Below are 10852 nucleotides of genomic sequence, written 5' to 3'. Positions count from 1 at the left end.
CTTCGGGGGTCATGCCTATGGTTTAAGTAAGTATTGTGTTCTCCCCATACTACACTCATGAATCAGTATTTCTGCAAAAATGGGATGCTCCCGAGAGCGATCGCCATCTGTGCGACGGGATTGCTAAAGAAACCCAATGAAGTACGGCTAATAATTAGGGAATAAAGCAATTTTTCATCTAGACACTGCTTACTCAAACTTTAACAACGCTAAACAGCATAATTGAGTATGTCTTATTTCTTATTATTAAGTAATAGACATTAGACATCATAGAATCGAACTAGAGTGGCAACAACTCAAAAAACATGAAATTTTTGGACAGATGTTTGATGATGAATTAGACCTAGCTTATGCAGTTATTGATGGGATAGATGCCAGAGGAGAACGAAATAATTACCGTACAGAACGTTTCAAATTTAACAATTATTTCTCTTCTTAACATTGCTTTACACATTTCGGTTTTCCTCCGCCCACCTACTTAGTTTAGGTTTAAACATTCAAAGTGCGAAAGCACAAAGTTTTGCATCACATCTGCTCCGGGATCTTGTGCTAAGACGCTGGCCAGTGTTTCGCGTAGATAATTGGCACAATTATAGGTATAGATAATTACAGACCACAAAGGTCGCGGTGTTTCTTTGGGAACAGGCGAAATAGTGGCTTGATAAGGATGTTGCTCACTCATGGAGATCATTTTATAACTGCTTGAGAATGATTTAATAAAATATGAATGCCAGAGGCAACTGACCATTTAGGTTTAAAATTTAACAGCGAAAATAGTCTTGATATATTAGCCTGAGAATGTTGGATATCCCCAGTCTGGGCATTTTTAAAATGAATTTCTGAGTTCCACTGAGTAAAATAATTTTTTAAGTTATTAATTAATTCCAGCAGAGAAGTTTCTTGACCAGTACCAACATTACAAGTTATGCAATAGCCAGGTAAAAGGGGAGTAGTTAGAGCTTTTGTAAAAGCAGTTGCAACATCTTGAATAAAAATAAAATCTCTTGTCTGTGTACCATCTCCATAAATAGTAATGGGTAAACCTTTCTGTATAGCTTTAGTAAAGATAGAAATCACGCCAGAATATGGGGAATTTATGTCTTGACGAGGGCCAAATACGTTGAATAGCCGTAGTGCAATAAAGGATATATTGGACTTTTGAGCGAATAAATTTGCGTATTGTTCACTGACTAATTTTTGTAATCCGTAAGGAGAAATCGGGTTTGTTAGTTGCTCTTCAGAAATAGGTAAATAAGCTTTATTACCATAGACTGCTGCTGAACTAGCAAATACGAGTCTTGGAATGTTTAAAGTTTGACAAAGTATCAAAATAACAATCATTGCCGAAAGATTATTGTGATGAGATTCTAATGGTTCATTCCAAGATTGGGCGACTGATGGAGTTGCTGCTAAATGGGCAATTCCATCAATTGGTTGAGGGAAATCTTCTGGCTGACAATCCAGTAAATTTTTGAGCAATAATTTGAGGCGAGGATGTTCAGGTAGGTTTTCTAATCGGCCTGTGCTGAGGTTATCAACTACAGTAACACTATGGCCTTCTCTTAGCAGTTGCTCTGTCAGATGAGAGCCAATAAAACCTGCTCCACCAGTGACTATAAAATGCATAATTTAAAGTTTTAGTTAATTAAAGAGAGCTATTTGAAAAACTTAAAATTGCTCATAGTCTAAAGTTGCTATTCTTTTTAAGGCTTCTATTTAATAGTTCAGCTCTTTTTAAGACTTCTATCTAATGAACCTATCCCACTATTCTAAAAATCCCTACTTCTTTTCGTAAAATGTGCTGGAAAACCTTAATTTTTCGTTTTTAGTTCTCAATCAGCTTAAGGTTTTTAGCACAAATCTTATTAGTGGGATAGGTTCATAGTTCAGCGTAATTTCGCCTTTAGTTCACTAAGCATAGAAGCAGGTAATGTATGTCGTGCAATTGACTTTAGAAGTCTTTTTATACGTCCTTGCCAATTTTGGACAGCTTTTGAAAGTTTGTACAATTTAGGTCGACGATACAGAAATAGGGCTATATTTAACGGTTGCCAAATTTCATTATCCTTGACCCCTTGTTTGGAAAAATATTTCTCTAACCAGGTTAAAAAAATTAGTTGAGCAGAATTCCATTGTATTGGATTGTAATGTCCTTGAGCCTCTGCAACATAACAGGAGCTATTTTGGTGCTGCCTGTACCTATCCCAACAACCACTTTCTATAAATACAGATGCCTTGAGAGAAACTTTATAAAAGAACGCCTGATCCTCAAACATTCCTCGGAAAGACTCCTCGAATCCGCCGACATCTTGTACTAGTTCCCGTCGCATAAGGACACTACAAGTACCTGGTGTTTCTGCTTTGCCTTCTAAGAAAATCTTGATCAGTGTTGGTGGTTTTACCAAGGTATCAGGTTTGATACCCAATAGTCGTCCGCGATCGCGTTGAGCATCTTCAGGATTACCCGTCCAGCTGTACCACATGAGAGTGGAGCCATAAACCATTGCAGCTTCGGGTTGTGCTGCCAATATTGCTACTTGCTTTTCTAGTTTCTGTGGTAACCAGATATCATCAGCATCTAGAAGAGCGATATAGTCACCTTTAGCATTACTAACACCCAGATTACGCGTCGCACTCATGCCACGATTTTGATGACCTTCATGTTCCACATAGCGGACTTTTTCCGGATATTGTTGAGCATATCGTAAGGCTATGTCAGTACTTTCGTCAGTTGAGCCATCGTCTGCTAGCAACAGTTCCCAGTTGTCGTAGGTTTGGGCGAATATACTTTCTATTGCTTCTATAAAAAATTTCTCGCCTGCATTCAAGAAGATAATGATGCAAGAGACTAACGGTTTTTTATTCATCCCTTCAGTCATTAAACCACCTCAATAATTGCTTGGCAAATTCTTCCCCATTCCATTTTTTAACCGCGAAGCGAGGTAATTGAAAACAGTCGCTTTTTTGCCACACAATTTCTTGAATACAAGAACAAGCGCAGGCAAATCCTACTTCTGGAATTAGGTTGACTGTCTCTGCGTTGTAATCGCCATGTGGATAAGCAAAACTAGTTACCGGGCGATTGAGAATTTCTTCTAAATCAGCTTTGCTCTGTTGAATTTCATGTCGTTGAAAGGCTAATGAGTGTGCTGAGAGAAATGGGTGTGTCACTGTATGAGCGCCGATTTCTATTAGTTCCCCTTGCTTCAAGGCAAGTAGCTCCTCAGGTAAAAGCGAGTAGTGAGTCTTACGTGCTATTGCTTCAACCATAGCCCAAGCTGATATCTCATCTAATGCCTTGAGTCGATCGCTTTCCGTCAGAGGTTGCAATAGTTGCCAAATTGAGTAATAGAAAAATAGCCGAGAACCTGGTTTAGCTTCCCAAGCATGGCGATCGCGATCGTAGTCATCTTCACTGCAATCTGCTGCTACACCCAACTCCCAGTAGTGAGTAGTAGTTTTAATCTTCAGCGAAAACTTCTCTGGTAATTTCTGCGGTTGTAAAAGTAGCCGTTCTAACTCATCCCACCAAAATTCGCGCTGCTTTCCTAAATAGCCGGTACTGACAAAGACAGTTGCTGGGATACCGTAGCGCTCTAGCAAGGGTTTAGCATGATGAAGATTATCGGCGTAACCATCGTCAAAAGTAATAGCCACTGCTCGGTGGGGAATGTTGCCATCCCGATGAGCTTGAGCTAATTGCTGGAGGCTGATGGGGTAGGCATATTTTTGCAAAACTTCCAGATGTTCGGCAAAGTGTTGTGGGGTCACACATAGAGACCAGGGGTCTAGGTCTACCTCAGCAACGCGATGGTACATCAATATCAGACTTTTTGAGGACAATCGCCTCTGAAGTTGCTGTTTCACTTGTTGCAATCTGCTAAGTCCAGGTATCTTCATAGCGTCACTTGGGGTTTGACTGCCCTGACGGTAATTGTCACTTCATAGTTGGAGTCACAGTAATCTAACTCTTCCTTTCGCAGTTCCTGAGTTGCCAGCCCTTGTAAAAAGGAAGTTGCTGTCAGCACATTTCCATAGGTTTTTAGTTGAATATTGGCGGGTGGAAACACCTCTTCAAAGAGTCGCTGTGCAGATAGAGTTGTGTAATTCCAATACCAGGTATTTTTCCATTCAATGTCGCTGAGTTGGGTAATTCCCGGAACTGTTACTAGTACAACTCCCCCTGGCTTTAGTATCCGGTAAATCGTTTTCAGTGCTAGTCGTACCTCATAAATTAGCTGGAGGGTTTCAGTTAGGATCAAACAATCGAATGCATCAGATGGAATATGATCGGCACTGGTGAGGTCGCCAACAAAGGTTGCATCTGGATTACCTTCTACAGCATGAAAAACATCTTTTTTGGTAACGCGATCGCCTCCAAATTTATTAGTATAAAAGCTATCTCCAATTTCCAGAACACGCCCATTAATATCATCACAATGGTTGGCAAGAAAGTTTTCGATATAGTAGCGATCGATCGGAAGACCTCGGTCGAAGCCCCAAGCTTCACTAATAGGTTTCAAACGGCGTAGGTTACCGAATTCAACTTTTCCCACAGGTAATGAGTATTCTACTCCTCGCCACTGAGCTAGCTTAGAAATGATTGGAGTAGGTAATGTCCGCTTTGCAATTGACTTTACAAGTTCTTTCATGTGTTTTTTTAAAAAAATCAATCAGTTTACTAAAACATAAATATGATGGATATAACTACTTTCCTAGTCATGCTATTGCCTTGATGATTCTGATGGTTTTTAACCTTAGTTTTGGTGTATTTAAAGTGCTTCTTCAAGAAATATTAGAAGTGTAGGTAAAATGCCAGAAAAAAGCTTCTTTAATACCTCCAATATTAGCGATAGTAACAATAAAAAGAAGTAGATATTATATTGGAAAAATACGTAAAAAACGACGTATATAAAACCTTTTTAGTATAAAAAAAATAGCTTGATCTGGTGAATCAAGGGCATCCTTGCATTTCAACAAAATGTCAGTAATGAGAAAAGCACTAAGTACAAAAAATCGCCTGACTCCAAGTGATCCTGGTTGAAAAATCGAGTTTATAGGAAGGCTCTCTGGCAAAAAATGACTAACCAAAACCCCAAAAACAGCTATTGCTCGTAACCCATCTAGCTGAACCATATACTTCGGGTTTTTTTCCTGTTGTGGCTGTGCTATACCACTGGAAAATATACTCATCATTTTAAAAGATAATGACCGCATACTCAAGAAGCTTACTAGTAATTTCAAATATATTTAAAAAGATGAGGATTAGAGGAACTAGCAGTTTATTACTTGCTCAATTTTGCTGCCAATTGTTAGTTTAATTTTTAAATTTTATTTAACTCGAACGTGAGGTATTGATTTATCCATACTCGTTGTATAATTTCAAAATTTTGTCCAGTCCATTCTTTAATTTCTGATTCTAAAATACGAACATGATCAGTTTGTAAAGGCCAATCTTCTCGTTTCAAAAGCTTAAGAAGAAGGCGGAGTCTAGGTAAAGGTTTCCTTGAGGATATAGTGTTAAAGAAACTATTAAAAACACTTTTAGCTAAAAATTTCGGATTACCTATGTCGAACCATTGAGGAATCATTTCCTCCAAAACTAATAAAACCCGACCACCTGGTCGTAGCACACGAGCAACTTCGCTCATAACAAGTTTCGGATCGCTGGCATGGTTTAAACTCCAGAAGGATAGCACCGCATCAAATGATTCTGAGGGAAATGGCAAGCATTCACCAATGCCACGAACAAAATTAGGTTTACTTTCTAAATAGGGGAAACGGTCTAATAATGAAGACCAATCTATCCTTAACCATTCAATGCTAGGGTCAATAACAATATAATTATTATTGGAATTCAAGTAGTTTCGGGGAACACCAATTCCTCCACCAACGTCAAGAATATTTCCAGACAGGCCAGCTAGAAAGGGTACAAACGGAGTATAATCTGCCGCAAAGCAGTTAATAGCAGATGTAGAATTAGTCATTAAATGTTTGTACCAATCTTCCATTTCTAAGAGGCGTTCTTCCCATTTAGTTGCTTCATTTTCTAATAATTGATCTGGCATTAAATTTAACCAGTCATCTGCAAGCTGAGGAAATTTACTATTACACGATGTACAGATAATGAAATTTTTACCGAACTCAAGTTTATTTTTACATTTGGGGCAAACGAGAAACTTCTGGAAGTTGTTTAGCGAAGCTATTTCAATCATGATTTTATTTTCTTAATACTAAAATACTGAGAAACCTTTGAGTTCATGGGTCCATAAAATAAAATGGTGCTGTTGCACGAACACGGAAAAAAGTAAATTATACTTATCAAATATTTCCTCTGCACTAATAACTTAATCAGTTGACTATGAATAGGAAAGCCAAAGCTAACTATAAACTAGTTACTAATAAGTTCTAAAGGTAACTCTAGAGAACCATAACCCCACGACTGCAACATAACACAATGGGCGCCATCCTTCGGGGGTCGGACAACTTCCAATAAAAAACAGTTTTCAACACGATCATAGTATTCCAACCAAGGTAACGCTAAATCTAAACTGATATAATAAGAACCAACAGCTAGCTGTTCTAAAGAGAGCATGAATGAAACAGAATTCTCTCCAGGACTTAGCGCTATTACCTCACTCGGTCGGTAGATACCAAAATTACCAAAACCTACAGGAATTCCTGCTGCATCATGCAATCTCAGTTCTAAACTTAGATTGTGATATTCACTTGTATAAATTGTTAAATTAATTTCAACTTTGCTATCTCCAAGCTCAAATTTAGATATAATTTCTCCTGAGACAATTGTTGGCTTCCCACTCTTTTGAACTGAGCGTGTAAAACTTTGTGATGCAGAAGTATCTTTGAGGTAAACTTCAACTACAGAACTAGGAGTGCTATTTGCAATTACGCTACCTGAGTCTAGCAAAATACAAGTTGAGCATAGAAATTGAACCGTACTCATATTATGACTAACAAAAAGTACTGTTCTACCAGACTGTCCAACTTCTTGCATTTTGCCAAGACATTTTTTTTGAAACTGTACATCCCCCACAGCTAATACTTCGTCCACAATTAAAATCTCTGGCTCCAAATGCGCTGCAACTGCAAATGCAAGGCGTACATACATCCCAGAGGAGTAACGCTTCACAGGCGTATCTAAAAACTTCTCTACCTCAGCAAATGCCACAATTTCATCAAAATTTCGCTTAATTTCTACCTTACTCATTCCCAGAATTGCACCATTGAGATAAATATTTTCTCTACCTGTCAACTCTGGGTGAAAGCCTGTACCTACTTCCAACAAACTAGCAACTCTTCCCTTAATATTGATGCTTCCTTTTGTAGGTTCAGTAATCCGGCTGAGAATTTTCAAAAGCGTAGATTTACCCGCACCATTTCGCCCAATAATTCCAACTCTGTCACCCTGCTTAATTTCAAAAAATACATCTTTCAGCGCCCAAAACTCTTCCTGGGAATTTTGGATGTCGGATTTTCTATTTCGGAACGGTTTAAGTAAACCTTTAGCGCGACTGGCAATTACATCGCGGAGTGTAGTGTACTTTTCCTGCTGATGCCCGATAATATATTTTTTGCCCAGATTCTCAACCCGAATGATAGTGTCAGACATTGGCTCTTTACTTTGTCACAATGGTGTTGTGCTGATTTAATGTAATGCAAAAATAGTTTGTAGCGATCGCTTTAAATAATATCTGCAAATGTCCGCTCGGTCTTACGGAAATACCAAATTCCACTGAATAATAATAAAAAGACTAGTGCCAAAGACAGTAAGAAACTTGGTAAATATAACTTTGACTCACCTCCTAGAATCGCCCAACGGAAGCCATCAATCACTCCTACTATTGGGTTCAAAGAGTACAGGAATCGCCACTGTTGTGGAACAACGCTACTGCTAAATCCCACAGGCGATATATACAGACCAAACTGCACAATAAACGGCACAATATAACGGAAGTCACGATACTTGACATTTAAAGAAGCAAACCACAATCCCGCTCCCAATGAAGCAGCACAGGCAATAGCAATAAATACTGGTAGTGTCAAAATTCGCCAACTGGGGATAAAGTTATACCAAGCCATCAGCCCTACTAAAATCATCCCCGAAATCAGGAAGTCTACAAAGCTTACTACTACTGCACTTGTTGGTACAATCAAGCGAGGAAAATATACCTTTGAGATTAAATTGGCATTGCCAATTAAACTATTGCTGCACTCCGAGAGCGAATTTGCAAATAATTGCCAAGGTAACATTGCTGAGAACACCAAAATCGGGTAAGGCGCACTTTGTGAAGGTAACTTTGCTAATTGTCCAAATACGACTGTAAAAACGACCATTGTCAAAAACGGACGAATTAATGCCCAAGCAATACCAATCGTAGTTTGCTTATATCGCACTAGAATATCACGCCAAGCAAGAAAATAAAATAATTCTCTATATTTCCATAGGTCTTTCCAGTACTGCTTTTCAGTGCGACCTGCTTCGATTACTAGTTCTTGCTTATTCATTATTAAATTTATTTTCAAGATGCGTGACTATTTTAATTAGAATTAAAAATTTGGCTTTAAACATTTGGATTTTGGCGCAAAATATAGAGATTTTCCTTCCTCAATAATAGCCTGTTAAACACCCACCCCGAAAACTTGCAGTTTTCATATCAAAATAGCGTCCGTATTCCTGCACTAATACATCTGCGGCTACTTTAGAAGTACCAAATAATGAGTGTTTGGTGTTATCGATACTCATGTTTTCATCAATACCCTGGTTAGTGAAATTTGATATATGCGATCGCTACCTTGCCGAACGTAATACCATTTTGTCTGTTGACACTCTTGACACCAAAAAGCTTCTAACCATTCCCCTCCTATAGGTACTGCGGTTTGGTTCGCTATTAACATCAACGCATTCCGCCGACTCATCCCTCGTTGCTGTAATTGACCTGCTTGGTCAGCAAACATTTTATATTTCTGACTGACGCTATCGACATAACAGCTATGAATGGGGCAATAAATAGCCCGTCGTTTGGAACGTTTCCGATTTCGGTCACACCTTCTCTGCAATTTAACCTCCTGTATAGACAAAAACTATGAGCAAGGAAGGCTATGTTGGAGGGGCTGAGATCAATAAGACCATCGAAGTCCAACTCCTAAAAAATACAGTAAAAATATTCAATTAATTCCGACATACCTACTTACTTTACATCACTTTGAGACATGATTTTTATCTCATCAGAGAATAATGCGTGCTGTAAAACATGTATGTAAGTATTGTTGAAAGATAACTTTAAACGTGAAGTGCGATCGCAAATACTGGCGACCTGCTTTGCCCATCTGCTCTTCTATCTGTCGATCTCGATTCAGAAAGCGAAGAAATTGTGCCAGACCTTGACCCTATCTCCATTATCAAATGTTCCACCACAGTTTGCTTCAGCCATCAATTGTCTAAGATATGAAACCTGGGAGCATATTACTGCTATTGGTCGCCTAGAGGCTAAAGCTGAATATAGTTTGCTGGGAACAACTAAACCCTCTGTAGCTGAATCTACACTTATTAGTGATAGATCGCAAGCTGTTAAGGAATAAGGTAGCACTTGCTTGTCTTGATAAGGTAGAAACGTAAAATTGTTCAGCCCTAACCGCTCGACTTCATATGATTAATTCATCGCGTTTGGCCCCACCACCAATCCAAACAAACTGAATTGGCTCATCTTGCAGTTCTTTTGCAGCTTCCAATATTGTGTTGATATCATGACAGCGATCCATATTGCCAGAATAGAGTACGGTAAATTTGTTAACTAAGTTGTATTTCCAAGCAAACCAGTTTTCTCGCTTGGCAATCGGTACGATTGCTTCTGGTTTGGCCCAACTGTGAATTATCGAAATTTTATCACCTATTTCGGGACAATGCCCTACTATCTTTTGTTTCATCACAGGACTAAGTACTATAATCGCCTTAGCATTTAACTAAACTTGTTCATATTTTACCACGCCACAAGCGCGCCAGCCAGTTACCCTTGGGAATTACCCTTAGTGCGATCGCAATATCAGGGTATAAGTCATATAGTATGCAGACATAGGGCAATCGGAACAAGATATAAGCCAGATATCCAATCACTGGCAAAAATAGGGGAGCTGTAGTTAGTAACAATATATCAGTAAACCAAAAAGTTTTCCTAAAAGGTCGAACCACTAGTGATACAGGAGATATCATCAAGAAATGAGTACAGAGAAGCAAGTATTCTGTAATACTCTTTAATAATATAAAAAATAGTTATCATACTTTACAGCACTTCAAAATATGAAATGATCAAAGGAGTGTGTCGTATATTGGCTGAAAAATTTGACTGTTTTATCTCTACGAAAAGCTAAGAGGAGTGAGTCTACAGAAGAACCAATTTTAACAGACTCAGAAACCCTAGATGAAGTTATTGAGTGTTTAGTAGAAAATTTTTCTTTTTGATTCTCAAGAAGTATGTGACCAGCAAACTTTATTCGAGATTCTCATAAAAGCAGCCAGTAGTGGAGATAGTATCGAGAACACAGCTAAACTATTAAAGAATGTTCCTACGTAACTGTTCATATTCTATACCAATTGACCACTTTGTTTCTTTAGGATTCTCCCCAATGTGATTCAGTATGTCAGTCATATTTTGGTGTCAAACAACTTATCGTTATGTTCTTTTACCACAAAATATACTATTTTGGAGATGTCTACTGAGCTAGTCGCAGTTTAGTTAAGGTTCGGTTTTCTTCTGGCGTGAGAATGATGCGTAAAGGCGCAGGCATAATAGGCTAATTTAGCAGTCTTTCTATCTTATAATTAATTCCACCTACC

General features: G+C 38.4%; 9 protein-coding genes and 4 pseudogenes. 1 reads left to right on the top strand and 12 read right to left on the bottom strand.

Annotated features, from left to right (window positions below):
- Positions 1-478 precede the first annotated feature (478 nt).
- The 12 genes and pseudogenes from V7K25_RS18110 to V7K25_RS18060 all read right to left on the bottom strand — a co-directional run.
- Entirely contained in the window at positions 479-682 is a 204-nt protein-coding gene (locus V7K25_RS18110) for a glycosyltransferase (RefSeq protein WP_335159909.1), read from the bottom strand.
- Between the two features lie 5 nt (positions 683-687).
- Complete coding sequence (locus V7K25_RS18105; protein WP_335159908.1) at positions 688-1626, bottom strand: NAD-dependent epimerase/dehydratase family protein; 939 nt, start codon at positions 1624-1626, stop codon at positions 688-690.
- 260 nt (positions 1627-1886) lie between these two features.
- The gene (locus V7K25_RS18100) at positions 1887-2879 is read right to left on the bottom strand and encodes a glycosyltransferase family 2 protein (RefSeq protein ID WP_335159907.1); all 993 of its coding nucleotides are present in this window, start codon (positions 2877-2879) and stop codon (positions 1887-1889) included.
- Positions 2872-3900: a polysaccharide deacetylase family protein gene (locus V7K25_RS18095; protein WP_335159906.1), complete on the bottom strand. Its 1029-nt coding sequence runs from the start codon at positions 3898-3900 to the stop codon at positions 2872-2874. Before V7K25_RS18095 ends, V7K25_RS18100 begins: the two co-directional genes overlap by 8 nt.
- Complete coding sequence (locus tag V7K25_RS18090) at positions 3897-4652, bottom strand: class I SAM-dependent methyltransferase (RefSeq protein WP_335159905.1); 756 nt, start codon at positions 4650-4652, stop codon at positions 3897-3899. Before V7K25_RS18090 ends, V7K25_RS18095 begins: the two co-directional genes overlap by 4 nt.
- Positions 4653-4878: 226 nt before the next feature.
- Complete coding sequence (locus V7K25_RS31665) at positions 4879-5136, bottom strand: acyltransferase family protein (RefSeq protein WP_442948097.1); 258 nt, start codon at positions 5134-5136, stop codon at positions 4879-4881.
- A gap of 188 nt (positions 5137-5324) precedes the next feature.
- Positions 5325-6215, bottom strand: a complete 891-nt coding sequence (locus tag V7K25_RS18085; RefSeq protein WP_335159904.1) for a methyltransferase domain-containing protein — start codon at positions 6213-6215, stop codon at positions 5325-5327.
- 176 nt (positions 6216-6391) lie between these two features.
- Positions 6392-7630 (bottom strand): ABC transporter ATP-binding protein, encoded by a 1239-nt coding sequence (locus V7K25_RS18080; RefSeq protein ID WP_335159903.1) that lies wholly within the window; start codon positions 7628-7630, stop codon positions 6392-6394.
- Between the two features lie 71 nt (positions 7631-7701).
- Positions 7702-8526, bottom strand: a complete 825-nt coding sequence (locus tag V7K25_RS18075; protein WP_335159902.1) for an ABC transporter permease — start codon at positions 8524-8526, stop codon at positions 7702-7704.
- Between the two features lie 109 nt (positions 8527-8635).
- Positions 8636-8782: pseudogene (locus tag V7K25_RS18070) on the bottom strand (NAD-dependent epimerase/dehydratase family protein); the annotation flags it as partial.
- Positions 8783-8787: 5 nt separating this feature from the next.
- Positions 8788-9078, bottom strand: a pseudogene (locus V7K25_RS18065) (hypothetical protein); the annotation flags it as partial.
- A gap of 131 nt (positions 9079-9209) precedes the next feature.
- Positions 9210-10171: pseudogene (locus V7K25_RS18060) on the bottom strand (glycosyltransferase family 4 protein); the annotation flags it as partial.
- A gap of 186 nt (positions 10172-10357) precedes the next feature.
- Between V7K25_RS18060 and V7K25_RS31660 the strand changes: the two are divergent.
- Positions 10358-10586 (top strand): annotated as a pseudogene (locus V7K25_RS31660) (ISH3 family transposase); the annotation flags it as partial.
- Between the last annotated feature and the right edge of the window lie 266 nt (positions 10587-10852).

The sequence above is a fragment of the Nostoc sp. genome (genome assembly GCF_036919495.1).
Classification (GTDB): domain Bacteria; phylum Cyanobacteriota; class Cyanobacteriia; order Cyanobacteriales; family Nostocaceae; genus Nostoc.
This window is presented reverse-complemented; position numbering and strand designations above follow the sequence as displayed.

Bases quoted from the DNA above. Each gene is read 5' to 3' on its own strand.
- V7K25_RS18080 (WP_335159903.1), bottom strand. From the start codon at position 7,630: ATGTCTGACACTATCATTCGGGTTGAGAATCTGGGCAAAAAATATATT.
- V7K25_RS18075 (WP_335159902.1), bottom strand. From the start codon at position 8,526: ATGAATAAGCAAGAACTAGTAATCGAAGCAGGTCGCACTGAAAAGCAG.
- V7K25_RS18105 (WP_335159908.1), bottom strand. From the start codon at position 1,626: ATGCATTTTATAGTCACTGGTGGAGCAGGTTTTATTGGCTCTCATCTG.
- V7K25_RS18085 (WP_335159904.1), bottom strand. From the start codon at position 6,215: ATGATTGAAATAGCTTCGCTAAACAACTTCCAGAAGTTTCTCGTTTGC.
- V7K25_RS18095 (WP_335159906.1), bottom strand. From the start codon at position 3,900: ATGAAGATACCTGGACTTAGCAGATTGCAACAAGTGAAACAGCAACTT.
- V7K25_RS18100 (WP_335159907.1), bottom strand. From the start codon at position 2,879: ATGACTGAAGGGATGAATAAAAAACCGTTAGTCTCTTGCATCATTATC.
- V7K25_RS31665 (WP_442948097.1), bottom strand. From the start codon at position 5,136: ATGGTTCAGCTAGATGGGTTACGAGCAATAGCTGTTTTTGGGGTTTTG.
- V7K25_RS18110 (WP_335159909.1), bottom strand. From the start codon at position 682: ATGAGTGAGCAACATCCTTATCAAGCCACTATTTCGCCTGTTCCCAAA.
- V7K25_RS18090 (WP_335159905.1), bottom strand. From the start codon at position 4,652: ATGAAAGAACTTGTAAAGTCAATTGCAAAGCGGACATTACCTACTCCA.